Annotated in this window: 21 protein-coding genes; 7 read left to right on the plus strand and 14 right to left on the minus strand. The window is 66.3% G+C overall.

Going from position 1 to position 23,001, the window contains the following annotated elements:
• Positions 1-126 precede the first annotated feature (126 nt).
• The 4 genes from pssA to GSQ95_RS01145 all read right to left on the minus strand — a co-directional run bounded on the left by pssA (position 127) and on the right by GSQ95_RS01145 (position 4,407).
• Positions 127-981, minus strand: a complete 855-nt coding sequence (pssA, locus tag GSQ95_RS01130) for a CDP-diacylglycerol--serine O-phosphatidyltransferase (RefSeq protein WP_133861906.1) — start codon at positions 979-981, stop codon at positions 127-129.
• A 164-nt stretch (positions 982-1,145) separates the two neighbouring features.
• Positions 1,146-2,162, minus strand: a complete 1,017-nt coding sequence (gene ilvC, locus GSQ95_RS01135; RefSeq protein WP_158895632.1) for a ketol-acid reductoisomerase — start codon at positions 2,160-2,162, stop codon at positions 1,146-1,148.
• 26 nt (positions 2,163-2,188) lie between these two features.
• Positions 2,189-2,680 (minus strand): acetolactate synthase small subunit, encoded by a 492-nt coding sequence (ilvN, locus tag GSQ95_RS01140; RefSeq protein WP_007159690.1) that lies wholly within the window; start codon positions 2,678-2,680, stop codon positions 2,189-2,191.
• Between the two features lie 2 nt (positions 2,681-2,682).
• Complete coding sequence (locus tag GSQ95_RS01145; RefSeq protein ID WP_158895634.1) at positions 2,683-4,407, minus strand: acetolactate synthase 3 large subunit; 1,725 nt, start codon at positions 4,405-4,407, stop codon at positions 2,683-2,685.
• A gap of 398 nt (positions 4,408-4,805) precedes the next feature.
• On the opposite strand from GSQ95_RS01145, the gene GSQ95_RS01150 reads away from it, so the two are divergent.
• Positions 4,806-5,270, plus strand: coding sequence for a DUF4124 domain-containing protein (locus GSQ95_RS01150; RefSeq protein ID WP_133861909.1), 465 nt, complete (start codon positions 4,806-4,808; stop codon positions 5,268-5,270).
• Position 5,271: 1 nt separating this feature from the next.
• Here GSQ95_RS01150 and GSQ95_RS01155 read toward each other — a convergent pair whose 3' ends face one another.
• From GSQ95_RS01155 to mrcB, 3 genes are read right to left on the minus strand one after another with little or no spacing between them, the layout of a single operon-like run.
• Positions 5,272-5,598, minus strand: coding sequence for a YqcC family protein (locus GSQ95_RS01155; RefSeq protein ID WP_158895636.1), 327 nt, complete (start codon positions 5,596-5,598; stop codon positions 5,272-5,274).
• Entirely contained in the window at positions 5,598-6,347 is a 750-nt protein-coding gene (locus GSQ95_RS01160) for a M48 family metallopeptidase (RefSeq protein ID WP_158895650.1), read from the minus strand. Before GSQ95_RS01160 ends, GSQ95_RS01155 begins: the two co-directional genes overlap by 1 nt.
• A gap of 35 nt (positions 6,348-6,382) precedes the next feature.
• Positions 6,383-8,725 (minus strand): penicillin-binding protein 1B, encoded by a 2,343-nt coding sequence (gene mrcB, locus GSQ95_RS01165; RefSeq protein WP_158895638.1) that lies wholly within the window; start codon positions 8,723-8,725, stop codon positions 6,383-6,385.
• Positions 8,726-8,878: 153 nt separating this feature from the next.
• On the opposite strand from mrcB, the gene GSQ95_RS01170 reads away from it, so the two are divergent.
• On the plus strand, positions 8,879-10,426 hold the full coding sequence (locus tag GSQ95_RS01170) for a bifunctional aminoglycoside phosphotransferase/ATP-binding protein (protein ID WP_158895639.1): 1,548 nt from the start codon (positions 8,879-8,881) through the stop codon (positions 10,424-10,426).
• 130 nt (positions 10,427-10,556) lie between these two features.
• On the plus strand, positions 10,557-11,369 hold the full coding sequence (locus GSQ95_RS01175; RefSeq protein WP_158895641.1) for a cyclic nucleotide-binding domain-containing protein: 813 nt from the start codon (positions 10,557-10,559) through the stop codon (positions 11,367-11,369).
• Between the two features lie 178 nt (positions 11,370-11,547).
• On the opposite strand, the gene deoA is transcribed toward GSQ95_RS01175, so the two are convergent.
• The 6 genes from deoA to GSQ95_RS01205 all read right to left on the minus strand — a co-directional run bounded on the left by deoA (position 11,548) and on the right by GSQ95_RS01205 (position 17,631).
• Positions 11,548-12,858 carry a thymidine phosphorylase gene (gene deoA / locus GSQ95_RS01180; RefSeq protein WP_158895643.1) on the minus strand — a complete coding sequence of 437 codons (1,311 nt, stop codon included), beginning with the start codon at positions 12,856-12,858 and terminating at the stop codon, positions 11,548-11,550.
• Between the two features lie 11 nt (positions 12,859-12,869).
• A complete protein-coding gene (locus GSQ95_RS01185; protein ID WP_158895645.1) occupies positions 12,870-13,283 on the minus strand; it encodes a cytidine deaminase in 414 nt (137 codons plus the stop codon).
• A gap of 13 nt (positions 13,284-13,296) precedes the next feature.
• Entirely contained in the window at positions 13,297-14,232 is a 936-nt protein-coding gene (locus GSQ95_RS01190) for a nucleoside-specific channel-forming protein Tsx (protein WP_256664447.1), read from the minus strand.
• Between the two features lie 151 nt (positions 14,233-14,383).
• A complete protein-coding gene (locus GSQ95_RS01195; RefSeq protein ID WP_158895646.1) occupies positions 14,384-15,646 on the minus strand; it encodes a NupC/NupG family nucleoside CNT transporter in 1,263 nt (420 codons plus the stop codon).
• A gap of 105 nt (positions 15,647-15,751) precedes the next feature.
• Entirely contained in the window at positions 15,752-16,459 is a 708-nt protein-coding gene (sfsA, locus tag GSQ95_RS01200) for a DNA/RNA nuclease SfsA (protein ID WP_158973729.1), read from the minus strand.
• Entirely contained in the window at positions 16,456-17,631 is a 1,176-nt protein-coding gene (locus GSQ95_RS01205; RefSeq protein WP_158895231.1) for a pyridoxal phosphate-dependent aminotransferase, read from the minus strand. The genes sfsA and GSQ95_RS01205 overlap by 4 nt, the downstream gene beginning before the upstream one ends.
• 291 nt (positions 17,632-17,922) lie before the next feature.
• Here GSQ95_RS01205 and dksA point away from each other — a divergent pair, with 291 nt between their 5' ends.
• Together dksA and gluQRS are read left to right on the plus strand one after the other, a co-directional pair.
• Positions 17,923-18,366, plus strand: a complete 444-nt coding sequence (gene dksA / locus GSQ95_RS01210) for an RNA polymerase-binding protein DksA (protein WP_007159704.1) — start codon at positions 17,923-17,925, stop codon at positions 18,364-18,366.
• A gap of 84 nt (positions 18,367-18,450) precedes the next feature.
• Positions 18,451-19,341, plus strand: a complete 891-nt coding sequence (gene gluQRS, locus GSQ95_RS01215; RefSeq protein WP_158895233.1) for a tRNA glutamyl-Q(34) synthetase GluQRS — start codon at positions 18,451-18,453, stop codon at positions 19,339-19,341.
• On the opposite strand, the gene GSQ95_RS01220 is transcribed toward gluQRS, so the two are convergent.
• Positions 19,338-19,754 (minus strand): VOC family protein, encoded by a 417-nt coding sequence (locus GSQ95_RS01220; RefSeq protein WP_158895235.1) that lies wholly within the window; start codon positions 19,752-19,754, stop codon positions 19,338-19,340. The genes gluQRS and GSQ95_RS01220 overlap by 4 nt on opposite strands.
• 104 nt (positions 19,755-19,858) lie before the next feature.
• Between GSQ95_RS01220 and GSQ95_RS01225 the strand changes: the two genes are divergently transcribed.
• Complete coding sequence (locus tag GSQ95_RS01225; protein ID WP_007159707.1) at positions 19,859-20,035, plus strand: hypothetical protein; 177 nt, start codon at positions 19,859-19,861, stop codon at positions 20,033-20,035.
• The gene (locus GSQ95_RS01230) at positions 20,019-22,967 is read left to right on the plus strand and encodes a sensor histidine kinase (protein ID WP_133861921.1); all 2,949 of its coding nucleotides are present in this window, start codon (positions 20,019-20,021) and stop codon (positions 22,965-22,967) included. The genes GSQ95_RS01225 and GSQ95_RS01230 overlap by 17 nt, the downstream gene beginning before the upstream one ends.
• The last annotated feature ends 34 nt before the right edge of the window (positions 22,968-23,001 follow it).

The following is a 23,001-nucleotide window of genomic DNA, read 5'->3' on the forward strand; positions in this document are numbered from 1 at the left end:
CATCTGCGCCGGAAGTGGGGCGCATTATAGGGGAGTTTCAGGACAGGTCAACAGTTATTTTCACAAAGGCCAAAAAAGAAAGGGGGCTGCTTACGCAGCCCCCTTTCCTATAGACCTCTTGTGCGGCTAGCCGCGACCGACACGACGATTGCGCCAGAGGGTGGTGAAGGGGCCGGAGACGGCATAGGCCAGGAAGCCCAGCAGCAGAACGCGCGGCGGGTCGGTGAAGACCACGGCGAAGACCAGCACGGCGATCAGGATGACCACGAAGGGCACCCGCCCTTTCAGGCCTAGGGTCTTGAAGCTCCAGTACTTGAAGTTGCTGACCATGAGCATGCCAGCCGCGGCGACCATCAGGGCTACCAGCAGGGACAGCTTGGAGCCCTGGATGCCGAAGTCACTGAAGCACCAGACGGTACCAGCCACCAGGGCCGCCGCGGAAGGACTGGCCAGGCCGATGAAGTAGCGCTTGTCCACCGAACCGATCTGGGTGTTGAAGCGCGCCAGACGCAAGGCGGCGCCTGCCACATAGATGAAGGCAACGGCCCAGCCGACATTACCCAGGCCGCTCAGGGCCCACTGGAAGGCCAGGATGGCCGGCGCGACACCGAAGGCGACCATGTCGGAGAGCGAGTCGTACTGTTCGCCGAAGGCGCTCTGGGTGTTGGTCATCCGGGCGACGCGGCCATCCAGGCCATCAAGAACCATGGCGATAAAGATGGCGGCGGCGGCGGCCGAGAAACCGGCGGAGGCAATCTCGTACTGTCCCTGGATGAAGGCGGTCTGAGCCGCAACACCCTTGATGATCGAATAGAGGCCGGCAAAGAGCGCCGCGGTGGTGAAGAGGTTGGGCAGCAGGTACACGCCACGGCGTCTGATCTTGCGCCCCTGGGCGTCCTGCGTCTCCTCGATGTGTTCATCCACGGGGATGAGGCCGTCGGTGTTGGTGTTGGACGGGGTTTCTTCGGGACGCTCGCTCATGGATTTTCCTTGGGCATTACCTGACGGATTGGACTGACCTCTTGAGGATAGGGTTCAGCCTAACCTCCCATGCTAAGGCATTGCCGGGGTCGTGGGCAGTGCAATAAAAAACGCGGCCGAAGCCGCGTCTTTACTGTTCGTTACAGGGCTGACGCCCTGCCCGATCAGTTCTTGGTCTTGTCGACGATCTTGTTCGACGCGATCCAGGGCATCATGGCCCGCAGCTTCTCGCCGACCTGCTCGATCGGGTGAGCCGCGTTGTTGCGACGGTAGGCGGTCATGGAAGCGTAGTTGGACGCACCCTCGGCCACGAACATCTTGGCGTATTCGCCGTTCTGGATGCGCTTGAGCGCATTCTTCATGGCGGCGCGCGACTCGGCGTTGATCACCTCGGGGCCGGTCACGTACTCGCCGTACTCGGCGTTGTTGGAGATCGAGTAGTTCATGTTGGCGATGCCGCCTTCGTACATGAGGTCGACGATCAGCTTCAGTTCGTGCAGGCACTCGAAGTAGGCCATTTCCGGCGCGTAGCCGGCTTCGACCAGGGTTTCGAAACCGGCCTTGACCAGTTCGACCGCACCACCGCACAGCACGGCCTGCTCACCGAACAGGTCGGTTTCGGTCTCGTCCTTGAAGGTGGTCTCGATGATGCCGGTACGGCCGCCGCCGACGCCACAGGCGTAGGAAAGGGCGACGTCCTTGGCATTGCCGGAAGCGTCCTGGTGGACGGCGACCAGATCAGGGATGCCGCCGCCCTTGACGAACTCGGAACGCACGGTGTGACCCGGGGCCTTGGGGGCGATCATGATGACGTCCAGGTCAGCGCGGGGCACGACCTGGTTGTAGTGGATGGCGAAACCGTGGGCGAAGGCCAGGGTGGCACCCTGCTTCAGGTTCGGCTCGACTTCGTCCTTGTACAGCTTGGACTGGAATTCGTCGGGGGTCAGGATCATGACCACGTCGGCGGAGGCGACGGCGTCCTTGACCGGCTTGACGGTCAGGCCATGGGCCTCGGCCTTGGCCACGGTGGCCGAGCCACTGCGCAGACCGACGACGACGTCGACGCCGGAGTCCTTCAGGTTGCAGGCGTGGGCGTGACCCTGGGAGCCGTAGCCGATGATGGCGACCTTCTTGCCCTGGATGATGGAAAGGTCACAGTCTTTGTCGTAGTAAACGCGCATTGCAGGTTCTCCTGGAAAAGGGGGTATCAGATGCTCAGGGCTTTGTCGCCACGGGAAATTCCGGTCACGCCGCTACGCACCACCTCGAGGATAGACGCGGCGCCGATCGCCTGGATGAAGCTGTCGATCTTCTCGCTGGTGCCCGCCAGCTGAATGGTATACACGCTGCTGCCGACATCGACGATCTGGCCGCGAAAGATATCGGTGGTGCGCTTGACCTCGGCGCGCTGGGCGCCGGTGGCCTTGACCTTGATCAGCAGGAGTTCGCGCTCGATGTGGGCGCTCTCGGACAGGTTGACCAGTTTCACCACCTCGATGAGCTTGTTGAGGTTCTTGGTGATCTGCTCGACCGTCTCTTCCTGGCCGATGGTGGTCAGGGTCAGGCGCGACAGGGTCGGATCCTCGGTCGCGGCGACCGTGAGGCTTTCGATGTTGTAGTTGCGCTGGGAAAACAGGCCGACCACGCGGGACAGGGCGCCGGGCTCGTTTTCCAGCAGCAGGGAGATGATGTGTCTCATGTTCAGGTCCGCTCCGTCTTGCTCAGCCACATGTCGCGCATCGCGCCATCCTTGATCTGCATCGGATAGACGTGTTCGGTGTTGTCCACGGCGATGTCGAGGAAGACCAGGCGATTCTTCATGGCGAAGGCCTCGGCCATCATCGGCTTGAGGTCTTCCAGACGCTCGATGCGCATGCCGACGTGGCCATAGGCCTCGGCCAGCTTGACGAAGTCCGGCAGGGATTCCATGTAGGAGTGGGAGTAGCGGCTGCTGTACTGCATGTCCTGCCACTGGCGGACCATGCCCAGGGCACCGTTGTTGAGGCAGACGATCTTCACCGGCAGGTCGTACTGCATGCAGGTGGAGAGTTCCTGGATGTTCATCTGCACGCTGCCTTCACCGGTGACGCAGGCGACGTCAGCGTCCGGGAAGTTGAGCTTGACGCCCATGGCCGCCGGGAAGCCGAAGCCCATGGTGCCGAGGCCGCCGGAGTTGATCCAGCGATTGGGCTTGTCGTAGCGGTAGTACTGGGCGGCGAACATCTGGTGCTGGCCCACGTCCGAGGTGATGTAGGCATCGCCCGCGGTGACGTCGTACAGGGTTTCGATGACGGTCTGCGGCTTGATGATGCTGCCGTCGCCCTTGTCGTAGGGGAACATCTCGCGGCCGCCACGCCATTCCTCGATCTGCTTCCACCAGGAGGCCTGGCTTTCGGCGTGGGGCTTCTCGCTCAGCTCGCGGACCACGGCGACCATCTCAGTGAGGACGCTGTCGACCGGACCGACGATGGGCACGTCGGCCTTGATGGTCTTGGAGATCGACGCCGGGTCGATGTCGACGTGGATGATCTTGGCGTTCGGGCAGAAGCGCGTGGCGCCGTTGATGACGCGGTCATCGAAACGTGCGCCCACGGCGAGGATGACGTCGCTGTGGTGCATGGCCAGGTTGGCCGGGTAGCTGCCGTGCATGCCGAGCATGCCGAGGAACTGGCGATCGCTGCCCGGATAGCCGCCGAGCCCCATCAGGGTATTGGTGACCGGCAGGTTGAGCAGGCGCGCCAGCTCGGTGAGGGCCGCGGAGGCGCCGCCGAGGATGACCCCGCCACCGGCGTAGAGAACCGGGCGCTTGGCCGCCACCAGCATCTCAATGGCCTTGCGAATCTGCCCAGAATGACCGCGCTGCGCCGGATTGTAGGAGCGCAGCTTGATCTTCTTCGGATAGACGTATTCGAATTTCTTGGTCGGATCGCCCATGTCCTTGGGGATGTCGACCACCACCGGACCAGGACGGCCGGACTCGGCGAGGTAGAAGGCCTTCTTGAGGACTTCGGGGATCTCGGAGGGGTGCTTGATGATGAAGCTGTGCTTCACGATCGGCCGGGAGATGCCGACCATGTCGGTTTCCTGGAAGGCGTCGGTGCCCACCATGTTGCTCGGCACCTGCCCGGACAGGACCACCATGGGGATGGAGTCCATGTAGGCGGTGGCGATGCCGGTGATGGCGTTGGTCGCACCGGGGCCGGAGGTCACCAGGACCACGCCGGCCTTGCCGGTGGCGCGGGCATAGCCGTCAGCCATGTGGGTGGCGGCCTGCTCGTGACGAACCAGGATGTGGTTGAGCGCCGGTTCCTTGAACAGGGCGTCGTAGATGTGCAGCAGGGCACCGCCCGGGTACCCGTAGATGTGTTTCACGCCCTCGTCGCGCAAGAAGCGGACGACCATCTCAGCGCCAGTTAATAGCTCCACGTATCACCTCATTCCACGCATGGCGAGCGCCCATTGGTGGACGCTCAAGGTTCGGTTGACTGCAAGGCAGAGCATGGGCGACGGTGATCACCGACGATTCAGCTGCCTAGAAAGCCTTGTTGGAAGATTCCGATGAATGCTGGAGCTTCCACCCGACGCGAGGTAACGCGGTGCAGGGTATTTGACTGTGGCGGCGCGGGTAGGCACCTCATGGTCTGCCGAGCAGTCAGCTTTGGGCCGACTCGCTACAGCGAACTTTGGATTGTTCGCATTCGACCGGTGCAAGTCAAGCCGAAAGGTGCAACCGGGCGCAATCGGTCGTCGGCGAGCAGTCGTGATGAAAAGGTCGACGTCTCCTCTTATAGTGAAGTCCTGTCCTCTTCCCTTCCAGGATTCCCATGCGCTCGATCTTCTGGCTTTCCGCCCTGGCTTTCGCCTGCAGCCTGTCCGCCCAGGCCGCGCAGGTCTACAAATGGACCGACGACAAGGGTGTCACCCATTTCAGCGCCCAGCCGCCCGAGGGCCAGAAGGCCAACGAGGTGGACGTGAAGACGGCGCCGCAGATCAATGGCGGTGGCACTGCGCCCACCTACAAGATGCCCAATGGCGCCCAGCAGCCGTCGGTGTCCAACGATGCCCAGCAGCAGGAGCTGGATCGCCAGGTGAAGGCGCAGGTGCGCGAGGAGCAGAACAAGCTCAAGGAGCAGTGCGACCAGGCGCGCCAGAATCTGGCGCAGCTGCGCAACAATCCACGCATCCTGGTGCAGTCCGGTCGTGGCGAGACGCGGCGGCTGAGCGAAGAGGAGCGTCAGCAGCGGCTGGCCGAGACCCAGCTGTCCATCGAGCAGAACTGCGGCAAATAGCTCAGGGGCCTTCGATGATGCGGTCGAATTCGGCCAGGGACGCGAGCAGGGGCAGGACCGGATCGAGATTGCCCTGGTAGACCATCTCGGCCATCGGCCGGATGCCCGAGCGCGCCGGCAGGACCGCATCGCTCTCGATGATCAGCTTCATCCGCGGCACGAAGATCCACTGCAGCCACTGGGCGAAGTTCAGGGTATCGACGCAGAAGGGCTCCTGGCTGGCCAGGGCCTCGGCGCTGGGCGCCTGCGCCGACCACCAGCCGAGCAGGCGCAATTCACGCTCGATCTGCAGCAGCTGATCGGCGAGAGCCGGCAGGCGCTCGTCCATCAGGTACCCACCTGCGCCTTCTGCCGGGCCAGGGCGGCCCCGGAGGCATCGCCCTGGGCTTCGCGGGCCTGGGCGATCAGCTGCCAGAGACTGGCCTGCAGGGCCGGACGACCATTGGCATAGGTCAAGGCGCGACGGGCCAGTTGCTCGCCCTGGGCGGGATCGTTCTGCGCCAGGCGCACCTGGGCCAGGCGATAGAGCACCTGGGGCTCGCGCGGGGCGATGCGCATGGCGCGCTCCAGGCTCGAGGAGGCGCCGTTGAGATCGCCACCACCCTGCTGTTGCTGGGCGGTGGTCAGCAGGGACAGCACCGGACCGTCGAGCTGCTCGTCGGCAGCCAGGCCGCCGCCCGTGGAAGCGCTGGCGGAGGGGATGCCCGTCGGCGCGCTGCTGGCAGCGGCGGCGCCCTGAGTGGCGGGCGGATAGACCGGCTGTGAATAGCTCGGCTGTACCGGCGCCTGGGCGGGCGGCGTGCTGGGGCTGGACGAGGTGATCAGCGGCGCCGAGGCCGCCGGCGCGGCATAGGTCTCCAGGGGCGCGGAACTGCCGCCCGGCACCATGACGGTCACCCCGGCATCGGCCGGCGCACTGGGCGCTGCGGCCACCGGAGCCTGGCGCTGCGCCGGCAGGGGCCGGTTGTTGCCCTGGCGATAGAGTTCGCCGTTGGACACCGGACCGCCGGAATCGACCACGGGGATGGCGCCACGCTGCGGCGCGGCGCAACCGGCGAGGAGAACACCGGCGATCATCACCGGCCAGACTGCTTTCGTCACCTTGGGACCTCTCAATTCAACCAACCCTTGACCCAATCCATGACCGGACTGCCGCCGTTGCCGTTGCTGCCGGCGGCGGGTGCGGCCGGCGCGCCACAGGAGGCGCCCGCTGGCGGTTCACTGCCGCGAATATAAGGCATCTGCACGGCATTGGGACACGAGGGATCCGTGCCGCGGCCGGTGGTGGCATCGACCCAGGCCTGGGTGATGTTGTCCGGCACCGGCATGTCCAGGGAGACCGGATCGGCACGGCGCATGAAGTTGCTCCAGACCTGCAGGGCGCCGGTGGCACCGGTCAGCGGTGTCTTGCCGTTGTCGTCGCGACCCAGCCAGACCACCGCCAGCAGATCCTGGCTGAAGCCGGAGAACCAGCTGTCGCGGGAATCGTTGGTGGTACCGGTCTTGCCCGCCAGGTTAACGCTGGTGGGGATCTGGTTGTAGACCGAGCGGCCGGTGCCCTCGCGCATGACGCGCTGCATGGCGTACTGCACCAGGTAGATGGCGCCGGTATCGAAGCGCTGCTCGATCTGGAACGGATAGCGCTTGAGCGGCTCGCCATTGGCGTCGAGCACGCTGCGGATGCTGCGCAACGGCGTATTGAAGCCGCCGTTGGCCAGCGTCTGGTACATGGTCGCCACTTCCATGGGCGTCAGGGCGCCGGCACCGAGCAGGGTCGCCGGGTAAGGCGGCAGGGCGCGACTCACGCCCAGGCGCTCGACGGTCTTGAGCACCTCGGGTAGCCCCAGGTCCAGGCCCAGGCGCGCCGTGGAGAGGTTGTAGGAATGCGCCAGCCCCTGATAGAGGAAGATGGTGCCGTGCGCCTTGTGCTCGTAGTTCTGTGGCCGCCAGACCTGGCCGTCGGCGCCTTTCACCGAGAAGGGCTCGTCCTGGATCAGGGTGGTCAGGGTGTACTTGCTGGGGCGTTCCAGGGCGGTGAGATAGACCGCCGGCTTGATCAGCGAACCGACCTGGCGCACCGCATCGAGGGCGCGGTTGTAGCCGGCGAAGCGTGGATCGCGGCCGCCCAGCAGCGCCTGGACCTCACCGGTTTCCGGATTGGTCACCACCATGGCCGACTCGACGTTTTCCGCGCCCTTGCGACCATCGATGCGCTTCAAAGCCTCGGCCATGGCCGCTTCGGCCTTGGTCTGCAGGATGGGGTCGAAGCTGGTGAAGATGCGCAGCCCTTCCTCGGTGAGGTCTTCGTCGCGGTAGTCCTGCTTGAGCTGACGTTTGACCAGGTCGACGAAGGCCGGGAAGGAACTGTTGGTCAGGCTGCCGGCCTTGGTGATGCCCAGCGGGCGGGCCTTGGCGGCCTCGGCCTCGGTGGCGCTGACCACGCCCTGCTCGGCCATGAGGTCGAGTACCAGGTTGCGGCGGGCCATGGCGCGCTCGGGATAGCGACGCGGGTTGTAGTAGGACGGCCCCTTCACCAGACCGACCAGCAGGGCGACCTGGTGCAGTTTCAGTTCGCTGAAGGGCTGGCCGAAGAAGTACTGGGCGGCCAGACCGAAGCCGTGGATGGCGCGCGAGCCGTCCTGACCGAGGAACACCTCGTTGAGGTAGGCCTCGAGGATCTCCTGCTTGCTGTAGTGCAGCTCCAGCAGCAGCGCCATCAGGGCTTCGGTGCCCTTGCGGGTGATGCTGCGCTCGTTGGTGAGGTAGAAGTTCTTGACCAGCTGCTGGGTCAGGGTACTGCCACCCTGGCGCACCTGGCCGCTGGTGGCGTTGACCCAGACGGCGCGCGCGATGGACTTGGGCGAGACGCCATGGTGATGCCAGAACTCGCGGTCCTCGACGGCCACCAGGCCATCGACCAGGTGCGGTGGCGCCTGGTCGAGCTTGATGAGGATGCGATCCTCGTTATGCGCCGGATAGATGCCGCCGATAATCAGCGGTTCCAGGCGGGCCACGGCCAGGTTGCTGCCATCCAGGGCGCTGACGCCGGAGACGGTGCCGCCGGCGAAGCGCACGCGGATCGCCCGGGCCGGTTCGACGCCTTCGTAGAACTGGAAGCCGCGGGTGTTCAGCTCGACCGTGGAGGCGCCCACGGAGACGCTGCCGGGGCCGTCCACGGTCTTCTCGCGGCGATAGCCGAGGGCATCGAGTTCGGTGAGGAAGTCGTCACGGCTGAGCTTGACGCCATTGAACAATTCCAGCGGCCGGGCATAGACCTTGGCCGGGATGGTCCAGCGCTTGCCGGAGAATTTTTCCTGGACCACGGCATCCAGATAGATGCATACGCCAGCCAGGGCTACCAGCGCGACCAGACCAAGCTTGACTGCCCAGCCGGACAGACGGCGCCAGTCAAAGGTCTTGCGCTTGCGGGAACGAGAGGATCGGGGTCGCTTCATGGCGGCGCATTATACGCACTTGCCCGTTGGCCGACAGCGGCCCACAAGCGCTTCGTCAGCTGGGGTTCAAGGATGCCCCTTCCCGGTGCCGTGGCTTGCGTGGACCGCCCTGGCAGCGATAATGCCGCCATCCATTTCCTACAAGGACCGCCCGTGAGCCAGCTCCTGATTTCCGCCCTGCAGAACCCGGCGCTCTATCCCCACTCCACCTCGGCGTTCCGGGTGATCGAAACCCATATTTCCTGGGTCGTGCTGACCGGCGAGGTCGCCTACAAGATCAAGAAGCCGGTGAACTTCGGTTTCCTCGACTTCACCGACCTGGAGGCCCGCCGTCACTTCTGCCGTGAGGAGCTACGCCTCAATCAGCGCCTGACCCGCGATCTCTACCGGGACGTGGTGGCCATCACCGGCAGCGAAGGTGCTCCCGAGCTGGATGGCAGCGGTCCGGTGATCGAATACGCCCTGCGCATGCGCGAATTCCCCCAGAGCCAGCTGCTCAGCGAAGTGCAGCAACGCGGCGAACTGACCGAGGCGCACATCGATGCCCTGGCCGCCCAGATCGCCCGCTTCCACCTGGCAGCGCCCCAGGTGGCGACGGAGCATCCGCTGTGCACCCCGGACGCCGCCATGGCACCGGTACGGCAGAATTTCGAGCAGATCCGCGCCATGCTCGGCGAGGCGGACGACCTCAAGCAGCTCGATCAGCTGGAAGTCTGGGCCGAAGCCAGCTACGCCCGCCTGCTACCGCTGTTCGAGACCCGCTGCCGAGACGGCTTCATCCGCGAATGCCACGGCGACATCCACCTGGCCAACGCCACCCTGCTCGACGGCGAGGTGGTGCTGTTCGACTGCATCGAGTTCAACGAGCCCTTCCGCCTGACCGACACCATGGGCGATGCCGGCTTCCTGGCCATGGACCTGGAAGACCGGGGTCTCAAGTCGCTGAGCAACAGATTCGTCAACGCCTACTTCGAGGCGACCGGCGACTATGCCGGGCTGGCCCTGCTCGACTTCTACAAGGCCTATCGCGCCATGGTGCGCGCCAAGATCGCCCTGTTCCGCCTGGGTCAGGCCGAGGAGCCGGCGCTGCGGGCCGAGATTCTCGCCAGCTATCGCAGCTACACGGCCCTGGCCGAGGGCTACACCCAGGTGCCTCAGCCCTTCGCGGCGGTGATGCATGGCGTCTCGGGCATCGGCAAGAGCACCGTGGCCCTGGCCCTGGTCGAGGCGCTCGGCGCCATTCGCTTGAGATCCGATGTCGAGCGCCAGCGCCTCTATGTCGACAGCGACGAAGCCACCCGTTACAGCGCCGCAGCCGGCGAAGCCACCTATGCGCGACTGCACGAGATCGGCGCCCAGGTGCTGGCGGCCGGCTATCCGCTGGTGCTCGACGCCACCTATCTCAAGCAGGCCCAGCGCGCCGCGGCCCAGGCCCTGGCCGAAGCCCAGGCCGCCCCCCTGCTGATCATCGACTGCCAGGCGGACGACGAACTCATCGCCCGCTGGTTGCAGGAGCGCCAGGCCGAGGGGACCGACCCTTCCGAAGCCACCCTTGCGGTGGTGGCGGCCCAGCGCCAGGCGCAGGATCCGCTCGAACCCGCCGAGCAGGATCGGGCCCTGGTGGTGGAACTGGGGCGCGCGGGACAGCTGGAGGCCCTGCCGGCTCGACTGCTGCGCCGCCTGGGTCGCGCGTCGGTCTGACCGCGACCTCCTGGGAGGCAGAACAAGCGTTCCGTCACAGCTCGTGGAGTTGTGGATTTACGGTCGCCGACGAGCGGCTTATCGTGCGACCCACGTCACAACCTCTGCGTAACAAGAAGGAATTGGCACCATGTACCTCATCGGCGATCAGCCTCCCTATGTCGATCAGCTGCGTCAGGCGCTGCAGGCCATTCCGGCGCGGCTGGTCAGTGGTGTGGCGCCGAGTCGGCAGCCGCTGCAGCTGAGTCCCGCCGCCCTGCTGCAGGACTGGATGCGCAATGACGAGGTCTATCTGATCCAGCGCGGCCCGCTGCGGGTGGTGCTGGATCAGCGGGCGCTGTTCCAGCTCGGCGAAGGCGATCTGATCGGCCTGGGGCGCACCCTGGATCTGCCGATCCTCAACTACGAGAGCGAGGCCGACGTGCGGGTGCTGCCCTACGACCGCGAGACCTTTCTCGCGGCGGCCACCGCCACACCGGTCCAGCGCGATGCCCTGCTGAGGTACATGCTGGGCCAGCAGTCGCTGCTGGCCCAGGCGCTGATCCGGCTCAAGCCGCCGGTCACCCAGCCGGCGACCGGCTTCCGTCGCTATGCCGCCGGCGAGGTCATCATCCGCCAGGGCGACTCCGCCGAGCATGTCTTCGTCATCACCGAAGGCCATGCCGAGGCCTGGGTGGATGGCTGCAAGGTCGGCGAGGTCTGCCAGGACGAGATCGTCGGCGCCCTGGCGGTCTTCACCCATACGCCGCGTACCGCCAGCGTCATCGCCAAGACCGTCTGCACCGTGCTGGTGATCCCCCAGGATCAGTTCGTCTCGCTGATGGAGACCACCCCGCGCATCGCCCACAGCCTGATCGAGAACATGGCGCGCCATATCGATACGCTGAACAAGGAAGTCACCCGCCTGCGCAGTGCCCCGGAGCGGCCCGCGGGCAGTAATTAAGAAATATTCTCGAATACGCTTGACGATGGAATGAGAATTGTTATTATTCAAATCAGCCGGTCGCGAGATCGGTCGATAACTGGAGGTCCAGCAGTGGTCTTCGGGTTATCTCCTCATCAGGCTAATCACGGTTTTGGACCCGGCTCTGCAGGGTCTTTTTTTTGTCCGGAATCTGGCGCTAGCGGCGATCCAGTACGACTGGCACAGCATCAGCCGGCCGCTCCTCCCCCAGAACATAGGCCGCCTGCAGTTGCTGGGCAGCCCGCGCGGCACGGTGGGCGTCGCCGGCATGGATCAGACCCAGGGGCCGATTCTCGTCGACCCACTCGCCGGGTAATGCCAGATCAGCCAGGCCTACGGCGGGATCCACTTCATCTTCCGGGCGCTGTCGACCGCCACCCAGTTCGACCACCAGCAGACCGAGGGCACGGGTATCGACCTGCTGCACCCAGCCCGGGCGGGCCGGATGGACGGCGCGCACGACTGGAGCCCGGGGCAGATGCTGCCAGGGCCGCTCGGTCAGGTCGGACGGGCCGCCCAGGGCCAGGTTCATCGCCGCGAAACGCGCCAGGGCGGCGCCGCTCTGCCAGGCCTCCAGCACCAGGCGCTCGGCCACGATGGCATCGTCGGCCAGTCCGGCCAGTTGCAGCGCTTCCCCGGCCAGCGCCTGGATCACCTGCCAGAGGCGTGCGCTGCGCACCTCGCCGGCCAGCAGGGCGATCGCCTCTTCCACTTCCAGGGCATTGCCGGCGCTGCGCGCCAGGGGCTGGCCCATGTCGGTGACCAGGGCACGGGTACGGACCCCTGCCGCCTCGGCGACCTCGACGATGCTGTCGGCCAGGCGCAGCGCGGCTTCCTGCTCGGCCATGAAGGCACCGCCGCCGGTCTTGACGTCCATGACCAGCACGTCCAGGCCGGCGGCCAGTTTCTTGGCCAGGATGGAGGCGGTGATCAGGTCCACCGATTCCACCGTGGCGGTGACGTCGCGAATGGCATAGAGGCGGCGATCGGCCGGGGCCAGATCGGCGTCCGGACCGACGATGGCGCAACCCACCTCGGCCACCACCTGGCGAAAGCGCGCGAGGCCAGGACGGATACGATAGCCGGGGATGCTCTCCAGCTTGTCGAGGGTGCCGCCGGTATGGCCCAGGCCGCGCCCGGAGATCATCGGCACATGGCAGCCACAGGCGGCGAGCAGCGGCGCCAGCACCAGGCTGGTGAGATCGCCCACGCCGCCGGTGGAATGCTTGTCCACCACCGGCCCCGGCAGGTCCCAGTGCAGCACCTGGCCGCTGTCGCGCATGGCCAGGGTCAGGGCGGTGCGCTCCGCAGCGGTCATGCCGCGCAGCAGGGTGGCCATGGCGAAGGCGGCGATCTGGCCTTCACTGAGGCTGTCATCGACGATGCCGCTGACCAGGCGCTGAAGGTCCGCAGCGGACACCTCCAGGCCATCGCGCTTCTGGCGGATCACTTCCTGGGCGAGCCACATGGGCGGACTCCTCAGAAGTCGTCGAAGGCGCCGGGCAGCAGCTCGGCCAGGGTCCAGGTGCGGGTACGGCCGGGTTCGCTGCCGCTGCAGACGATGGTCGCGTCGGGCGCCATCAGCTCCAGCAGCACCTGCCGGCAGGCACCGCAGGGACTGATCAGGGGGACGCCCGGCGCATGGATGGCCATGGCGGTGAAGCTGCGCGGCGGCAGGCCCCGGCTGATGGCGGCGAACAGGGCGCTGCGCTCGGCGCAGTTGGTCAGGCCGTAGGAGATGTTTTCCACGTTGCAGCCATGGATGACCTCGCCCTCGGCGGTCAGCAGGGCGGCGCCCACGGGAAATTCCGAATGCGGACAGTAGGCGCGCTCGGCTGCAGCGACCGCTTCCGGAAGCAGGGCGGCGAGGTGCGCAGGCAGGTTGGTGCTCATGACAGTCTCCAGATCAGAACTGATAACCCACCCCCGCATAGTAGCCCCAGCCGTTGGAGCGACCCTCGAAATCGCCCTCGCCAAAGTTCAGCTCGGTGCCGTCGCGCCAGTTGCCGCCATTGTGGAAATGCCGTGCCGCGAACATGAAGCGCAGGTGGGTGAAGGCATAGAGCAGCACGTTGGTGGACACGGTGGCATTGGCCGTACGCCCCGGCTCGTCGCCCAGCTTGGAGCCGAAATCGAAGTTGGTGAAGCCGACATAGGTCAGGGAGGCGCCGTTGTCGAACCTGGCCAGCGGCCAGATGTACTTGAGCTGGGCCCGATAGCCGTCCCAGGAATTCTCGTTGGCGGCGCCATAGTTTTCCCACTGGCGGCGGCCGTAGAGGTTGGCGGACAGCAGTACCGGGGTGTGGGTCTCGATGTCGGTGCCGAAACCGGCGTAGAGGGTGTTCTGCCGACTGGCCTGGCTGCTGCCGTGATCGTAGATCCAGTCGAAGGCCAGGTACCACTCCTTGAACGGCCCGAAGGCCAGCGAGCGGCCGGTGAGCTGATCGAGGGAAATCCGCGGTTCGTGCTCCATGAACAGGGGCGAACCGCGGTCCCAGACGCCGGAGTCGTGGCTGTTGCCGATGCCCAGTACCCGGGGCACGTCGATGTAGCCATAGAGTTCGAAGGGCCCTTTGCGGCCGAAGTACTCGTACTCCAGATAGACGTCGTCCACGGGCTGCGGGCCGAAGCTGATGTCCTTGCTGCCGATCAGGGTCAGATCCTGGTTGTACCAGGACGACAGATAGGGGGAGCGATTTGCCGTCTGTTGCGCGGCAGGACTGGCGGTCTCGCCCTGGGCGCTGTCGGTCGCGACGGCGGGAGCGGCCAACAGCTGAGTGCTGCAGCAGAGCAGGAGCGATAAGGCGCCGAAGCGCACGCGACGGGGGCGGGAAAACGTCATGAGGAGGGTTCCTGAGCAAAAGCCTTGAGAAGCCGCGGACAACGCGTGGCGGCAGAGCAGGAGCACGCCATGGTCATCCACTGTTACGTTTTGGCGCACCCAGGCCAGCTGTGCACCATAAAGTGGACCCGATGGCCCGATCGGCATCGACCTAGAGGCCGATGAAGAAGCCGGCCAGGGCCGCGCTCATCAGGTTGGCCAGGGTGCCGCCAAGCATGGCGCGCAGGCCCAGCTGAGCCAGTTCGTGACGCCGCTGCGGGGCGATGCCGCCCAGGCCGCCGAGCTGGATGGCGATGGAGGAGAGGTTGGCGAAGCCGCAGAGGGCGAAGGTGACGATGACCTGGGTGTGCGCCGACAGCGGCTGGACGCCAGCCGCCGCCGACTTGACCGGGTCGAGGTAGGGCGAGAGGTCGGCATAGGCAACGAATTCGTTGAGCACCAGCTTCTGGCCGATGAAGCCACCGGCCTGCACCGCCTCGCTCCAGGGCACCCCGATGAGGAAGGCCACCGGCGCCAGCAGATAGCCCAGCACCAGTTGCATGCTCAGTTGCGGCACGCCGAACCAGGCGCCGCACCAGCCGAGGATGCCGTTGAGCAGGGCGATCAGGGCGATGAAGGCCAGCAGCATGGCACCGACCGCCAGGGCGATGCGCAGGCCGACCTGGGCGCCTTCGGCGGCCGCATCTATGACGTTGGCCGGACGCTCCTCGCCCTCCCCCAGGGTCTTCATGGCCTGGTCGCGCGGCTGTTCGGTCTCCGGCTCCATCAGCTTGGCCATCAGCAGTCCGCCCGGGGCGGCCATGAAGCTGGCGGCGATCAGATACTTGAGTTCCACGCCCATGCCGGCGTAGCCCAGCAGCACCGAACCGGCCACCGCGGCGAACCCGCCGACCATGATGGCGAACAGCTCCGAGCGGGTGAGATCGGCGATGAAGGGCCGCACCACCAGCGGCATTTCCGACTGGCCGAGAAACAGCGTCGCGGTGACCGTGGTGGATTCCACCCGACTGGTGCCAAGCAGGGCGTGCAAGGCCCCGCCCACCACACGGATGATCCAGCCCATGATGCCCAGGTAGTAGAGCACCGCGATCAGGCTGCCGAAGAACACGATCAGGGGCAGCACCCGCACGGCGAAAACGAAGCCGCCGTTACCGAAGTACTCGAACATCCTCGGTCCGGCGAGACCGCCGAAGAGGAATTCGATGCCCTTGTCGGCATAGAGCTGCAGCGAAGAGACGGCTCCGGAGACACTGCCGAGCACCTGCTGGCCCCAGGGAATGTAGAGCACGAACAGACCGAGCCCCGCCTGCAACAGAAAGGCCGCGAGCACGGTACGCACGCGAATGGCGCGGCGCTGGCGGGAAAAGAGGATGGCGATGGCCACCAGCAACAGCATGCCCAGCACAGAGATCATCAAGAGACTCCTGACAGGATCGCCCGATAGCGGCGATCGATGGGCGATATCCGTAAGCAAGGCGCCTGCCAGATCCTGTCCGGGCGATCAGCTTTTTGTGACTGCTCAGTCAGCGAGGCGTAGCGGCCGGTCCAGCTGCAGACCCGCGGGCGAGAGCCGTGCCCCATAAGCCAGCACCTGCACGCCCTGCCGGCGGGCTTCGCCCAGGGCCAGGGCATAGGCGGCGTCGATCTCCGCCGCCGGGCGCACCGCCTCGATGCCTTCGAGCAGCACGCAATAGAGCAGCACCGCCCGCTCGCCGGCCGCAGCCAGGGCCGCCAGCTCGCGCAGATGGCGGGTCCCGCGGGTGGTCACGGCATCGGGAAAGGCGGCGACCGTGGTGTCGGCAAAACCCAGGGTGACGCTCTTCACCTCCAGATACAGCGGCCCGGCGGGATACTCCAGGCGGAAATCGGCGCGACTGTTCTCCAGGCCGTAGGCCACCTCCCGGCGCAGGGCAGTGAAGCCGGCCAGCTCGGGAATGCCACCGGCCAGCAAGGCCTCTTCCACCAGGCCATTGGCACGGGCGGTATTGATGCAGGCCAGCCGCCCGTGATCCGTCTCGACCAGTTCCCAGGTGCCGGGCAGCTTGCGCTTGGGACCACTGGCCCGACTGAACCAGACCCGGGCACCCGCCGGCTGGCAATGGCGCATGGACCCGGTATTGGGGCAGTGCAGGGTCAGCACCTCGCCGCCGGCGGTCTCGATGTCGGCGAGAAAGCGCTTGTAGCGGCGCAGCAGGCGACCTTCTTCCAGAGGCGGATCGAATCTCACCGGGCCCTCCAGCGCTGCAGGCCCTGGGCGATGCGGGCGACGGCCTCTTCCAGGCGCGGCAGCGACTGGGTGTAGGCGAAGCGCACATGGGTGTCGGCACGGTGGCGACCGAAATCCAGGCCAGGGGTGATGGCCACATGTTCGGTCTCCAGCAGGAACTGGCAGAAGGCATAGGCGTCGCCACCGAAGGCGGAGATGTCGGCATAGAGATAGAAGGCGCCCTGGGGCTCGACGGCGATCCTGAAGCCCAGGCCACGCAGCGCCGGCAGCAGGTAGTCGCGACGGCGGGCGAATTCGGCGCGCCGCTCTTCGAAGATGGCCATGGCCGCCGGGGTGAAACAGGCCAGGGCGGCCTGCTGGGCCACGGTGGAGGCGCTGATGTAGAGATTCTGCGCCAGTTTTTCCAGTTCCGGCACGGCGGCGGGCGGCGCCACCAGCCAGCCGAGGCGCCAGCCGGTCATGCCGAAGTACTTGGAGAAGCTGTTGAGCACCAAGGCCGAATCGTCCACCTCCAGCACGCTGGGGGCGTCCAGGCCGTAGGTCAGGCCGTGGTAGATCTCGTCCACCACCAGGTGACCACCGCGGGTCTTGAGGGCGGCCGATAGCCCGGCGAGTTCATCGCGATCGAGCAGGGTGCCGGTCGGATTGGCCGGCGAGGCCACCAGGGCGCCCACGCTGGTCGGTTGCCAGTGCCGCTCCACCAGCTCGGGCGTGAGTTGGTAGCGGGTGTCGGCGCCGACCGGGATCAGCTGGGCCGCGCCTTCCACCAGACGCAGAAAGTGCCTGTTGCAGGGATAGCCGGGATCGGTCAGCAGCCAGTGCCGCCCGGGATCGACCAGCAGGGCGCTGGCCAGCAGCAGGGCGCCCGAGCCGCCGGGGGTGATCAGCACCCGCTCCGGATCCAGGCCGATGCCGTAGCGCTCGCCATAGAAGGCGGCGATGGCGCGGCGCAACTCCGGCAGGCCGCGGGCCGCGGTATAGCGGGTCTGACCGGCTGCCAGCGCGGCCTGGCCAGCGGCGATCACCGGGGCGGCGGTGGTGAAATCGGGCTCGCCAATCTCCAGGTGGATGACGTCGTGGCCGGCGGCCTGGAGCTGGTTAGCACGCTCCAGCAGGGCCATCACATGGAAGGGCTCGATGGCCTGGCTGCGTGCGCTGTAGGAATTGGACATGGACGGGGTCCGAACTTGTGGCGAAGGCGGGATTCTAACCAAGGCTTCGCAGACCGGCACCCGCCGCGTCGGCACGGAGCGGGAGGCCAGTAGTAGCGCCCCCTGGAAGCTTCTGGTAAGTTCGCCGGCTTGCATCCGCAGGGCGACTGGCCAGTCGAGAACATATTCAGCCTGGCGTCGGCATTGCGCGGGACGTCATCGGCAGCCACAGACCCCGGGCGTTCCAACATGGAGAGGCCTGGAAACGCATCCAGCCTGTGGACAGGATCAGCGAAAGTGAGAGGGTCAATCATGCCCAGCGAAGCAAATCAGCAGAACAATCATCTGGCCCGTGGCTACGAACCCTACCAGCCTGCCAAGGGCGAGGAATACATGAGTGAGCGCATGCGCGCGCACTTCACTGGCATTCTGAACAAGTGGAAGCAGGAACTGCGCGAAGAAGTCGATCGCACCGTGCACCACATGAAGGAAGAAGCGGCCAACTTCGCCGACCCGGCCGATCGCGCGACCCAGGAAGAGGAATTCAGCCTGGAACTGCGTGCCCGCGACCGCGAGCGCAAGCTGATCAAGAAGATCGACGAGACGCTGCAGCTGATCGAAGACAACGAATACGGCTGGTGCGACTCCTGCGGCGTGGAAATCGGTATCCGCCGTCTGGAAGCCCGTCCGACCGCCAGTCTGTGCATCGACTGCAAGACCCTGGCCGAGATCCGCGAGAAGCAGACCGGGACCTGAGTCCTGCTGCCTCACCGACGAGGGCGCTACGGCGCCCTTTGTTCTGTTCAGATTTCGGTTTTTCCGGCATTCACAGGATGAGCTATGGCCAGGCGCCCCTATGTCGGCCGTTTCGCCCCCACGCCCAGCGGCTATCTGCACTTCGGCTCGCTGGTCGCCGCCCTCGCCTCCTACCTGGATGCCCGCGCCGCGGGCGGGCGCTGGCTGGTGCGCATGGAAGACCTGGATCCGCCACGCGAGGTCCCGGGCGCCCAGACGACCATCCTCACCACCCTGGAGGCCTATGGCTTCGAATGGGACGGCCCGGTGCTGCGCCAGAGCGAACGCCTGGACGCCTATCACGCAGTCATCGCCCAGTGGCTGGCCAGCGGGCTGGCCTATGCTTGCGACTGCTCGCGCAAGCAGCTCGAAGGCGGTGGTGGGCTCTACCCCGGCTACTGCCGCAATCGCGGCCTGCCGGCGACGGACGCCGCCCTCCGCATCCGCGTCCCTGAGCTGGACTACCGCTTCGTCGACCGGGTGCAGGGCGAATTCCGCCAGCACCTGGGACGCGAGGTGGGCGACTTCGTCATCCAGCGTCGCGACGGCCTGATCGCCTACCAGCTGGCGGTGGTAATGGACGATGCCCTGCAGGGCGTCACCGACGTAGTGCGGGGCGCCGACCTGCTGGACTCCACGCCGCGCCAGCTCTATCTGCAGGAATTGCTCGGCCATCCGGCGCCGCGCTATCTGCACGTGCCGCTGCTGATCCAGCCCGACGGCCACAAGCTGGGCAAAAGTTACCGCTCGCCGCCGCTGCCAGCCGAACAGGCCGGCGCCCTGCTGGTACGCGCCCTGCGCGCCCTGGGCCAGCCGACCCAGCCGGCGCTGGCCGAGGAGCCCCCGACCCGGGTGCTGGCCTGGGGCGTCGCCCACTGGGACGCCACGCTGATCCCGCGGGTGCCCCACCTGGCCGAAGCCCAGCTGCCGGACTAGTAGTTGGGCCAGAGTCCGGGCGTGACCAGTTCCAGCAGGTGCCCGTCCGGATCACGGAAATACAGGCTGATCGCGCCCCGTGGCCACTGGGTGCGTTCCTCGATGGTGACCTCGGCGGCTGCCAGGTGCGCGACCCAGGCGTCCAGTTCATCCGCCGCGATCGCTAGGGCCAGGTGCTGACAGCCCTGGGCGCCGTGAGGGGGGATGCAGCCGCCCGGCAACCTGACGGGTTGCTCGGTAGTGCCCCGCTGGAACAGCAACAGGACGCTGGCGCCCACCGCATAGGCGGCCAAGCGGTCGTCGGCGAACAGCGGCGCCAGGCCCAGCACCTCGTCGTAGAAGCGCCGGGCCCTGGGCAGATCGGCGACATAGAGCGCGGTTTCCAGTACGGCCGCGAGACGGGGTCTGGTCATTGACGAACTCCAGCGGGCAAGTAAGCCTTCACGGTAGAAGCCCCCCTCTCCGGGGTACAGCGCTTTTGCTTTACCATGGCGCCATCGCCGTTCGGGAACCGTGCATGTACATCTACCGGCTGGTCCTGCTCCTCGTGGTAGGCATCTATCTGTTCTCCCCCGCCATCATGGATTGGTGGATCGCTCCCAGCGGCGCCTGGTATCGGCCCTACCTGCTGTGGCTCATTCTCATCGTGGTGACCTTCATCCTGCAGAGCCAGCGCGATGCCGACGAGCTTTAGTCTGTCCCAACTGGTCCTGATCAGCGCCGGTTACCTGCTGATCTTCTTTGGCGTCGCCTGGATGACCGAGAAGGGCTGGGTGCCGCGCCGGCTGGTGCGCCATCCGCTGATCTACACCCTGTCGCTGGGCGTCTATGCCAGCGCCTGGGCCTTCTATGGCACCGTGGGCCTGGCCTACGACTACGGCTACGGCTTTCTCGCCTATTATCTGGGGCTGTGCGGCGCCTTTCTGCTGGCGCCGGTATTGCTCTACCCCATCCTGCGCCTGACCCGTGCCTACCAGCTGGCGTCCCTGGCCGATCTCTTCGCCTTCCGCTTCCGCAGCACCTGGGCCGGCGCCCTGACCAGTCTGGGCATGCTGATCGCCGTGCTGCCACTGCTGGCGCTGCAGATCCAGGCGGTGGCCACCAGCACCGGCATCCTGGTGCAGGCCCGCGCCCAGGACGCCCCGGCGCTGGGCTTCTGCCTGCTGATCACCCTGTTCGCCATGCTCTTCGGCGCGCGCCAGATCAACTCCAAGGAGCGCCACGAGGGCCTGGTGGTGGCCATCGCCTTCGAATCCCTGGTCAAGCTGCTGGCCCTGGGCATCGTCGGCGGCGTCACCCTCTATACCGTGTTCGGCGGCCCCAACGGCTTGGAGACCTGGCTGCAGCAGAACCAGAGCGCCCTCTCCACCCTGCACACCCCGCTGCAGGAAGGCCCCTGGCGGATCCTGCTGCTGGTGTTCTTCGCCGCCGCCATCGTCACCCCGCACATGTACCACATGGCCTTTACCGAGAATCTCAGTCCCCAGGCGCTGGTCAGCGCCAGCTGGGGCCTGCCGCTGTTCCTGCTGCTGATCAGCCTGGCGGTGCCGCCGATTCTCTGGGGTGGCCTGGCGCTGGGTTCGCCGACGCCGCCGGAGTACTTCACCCTGGGCGTGGGCCTGGCGCTGGACAATCCGCTGCTGGCGCTGGTGGCCTTCGTCGGCGGCCTGTCGGCGGCCAGCGGCCTGATCATCGTGGTGACCATGGCGCTGTCGGGCATGCTGCTCAACCACATCGTGCTGCCGCTCTACCAGCCACCCACCGACGGCAACATCTATCGCTGGCTGCGCATGACCCGGCGTCTGCTGATCGCCGCCATCATCCTCGGCAGCTACGGCTTCTATCGCCTGCTGCAGGGCCATGGCGATCTCTCCAGCCTGGGCATCGTCTCCTTTGTCGCCACCGTGCAGTTCCTGCCCGGCGCGCTGTCGGTGCTCTACTGGCAGACGGCCAATCGCAAGGGCTTCATCGCCGGCCTGCTGTGCGGCCTGGGCCTGTGGTTCCTGAGCATGCTCATGCCGCTGGTGGCCGACATCAATCCGCTGCACATCGGCGTCTTCAGCTATCGCATCAGCGCCAGCAACTGGCACCTTGCCGCGGTGGCCTCGCTGACCGTCAACGTGCTGGTGTTCGCCCTGGTCTCGCTGTTCACCGAAGCCAGCGAAGAAGAGAAGAGCGCCGCCGAGGCCTGCGCGGTGGACAACGTCCGCCGGCCGCAGCGCCGCGAACTGGCCGCCAGCTCGCCCCAGGACTTCGCGGCCCAGCTGGCCAAGCCGCTGGGCGCCAAGACCGCGCAAAAGGAAGTCGAGCGCGCCCTGGCCGACCTGCTGCTGCCCTATGACGAACGCCGCCCCTATGCCCTGCGCCGGTTGCGCGATCGCATCGAGGCCAACCTCTCGGGCCTGATGGGCCCGCGGGTCGCCCAGGACATCGTCGAGACCTTTCTGCCGTTCAAGGCGGAAAGCGAGGCCTATGCCACCGAAGACATCCACTTCATCGAGAATCGCCTGGAAGACTACCAGTCGCGCCTGACGGGTCTCGCCGCCGAGCTGGACGCCCTGCGTCGCTATCACCGCCAGACCCTGCAGGAGTTGCCCATGGGCGTCTGCTCCCTGGCCCGCGACCGCGAGATCCTCATGTGGAACCGCGCCATGGAAGAACTCACCGGCATCGATGGCGCCCGGGTGGTCGGCTCGCGCCTGAGCGCCCTGCCCGATCCCTGGCAGGACCTGTTCGAGCGCTTTCTCGCCGAACCGGCGCAGCAGCACCTCTACAAGCAGCGCCTGCCCCAGGAACATGAGCAGCGCTGGCTCAACCTGCACAAGGCGACCATAGACGAACCCCTGGCGGTGGGCAGCAACGGCACGGTGCTGGTGGTGGAAGACATCAGCGAGACGCAACTGCTGGAAGACCGCCTGATCCACTCCGAGCGCCTGGCCTCCATCGGCCGGCTGGCCGCGGGCGTCGCCCACGAGATCGGCAACCCGGTCACCGGCATCGCCTGCCTGGCGCAGAACCTGCGCGAGGAGCGCGAAGCGGACGAAGAGATCGACGAGATCAGCAGCCAGATCATCGAGCAGACCCGCCGCATCACCCGCATCGTCCAGTCGCTGATGAGTTTCGCCCACGCCGGCGGCCGCCAGCAGGCCCACGAACCGGTGTGCGTGGCCGAGGCGGCACAGGAGGCTATCGCCCTGCTCTCGCTCAATCGGCAGAGCGTGGACGTCGATTTCTTCAATCTCTGCGATCCGGAACACCTGGTGCAGGGCGATCCCCAGCGCCTGGTGCAGGTGATGATCAACCTGCTGTCCAACGCCCGCGACGCCTCGCCGGCCGGCGCGCCGATCCGGGTGCGCAGCGAGGCCCATGGCCAGACCGTGACCCTGAGCGTCGAAGACGAAGGCAGCGGCATTCCCAAGGCCATCGTCAGTCGGCTGTTCGAACCCTTCTTCACCACCAAGGATCCGGGCAAGGGGACAGGGCTTGGCTTGGCGCTGGTCTATTCCATCGTAGAAGAGCATTATGGTCAGATAATGATCGATAGTCCTACCGACCCCGTGACCGGCCAGGGCACCCGCATTCGGGTACTGCTGCCGCGCTATCTCGGGTTGCCGGAGGCGCCGTGACGGACCCATCCGCCTGCTGGATGGATCTGCTAAA

Source organism: Pseudomonas sp. BAV 4579, from assembly GCF_009765395.1.
Taxonomy (GTDB): Bacteria; Pseudomonadota; Gammaproteobacteria; order Pseudomonadales; family Pseudomonadaceae; genus Chryseomonas; species Chryseomonas aestiva.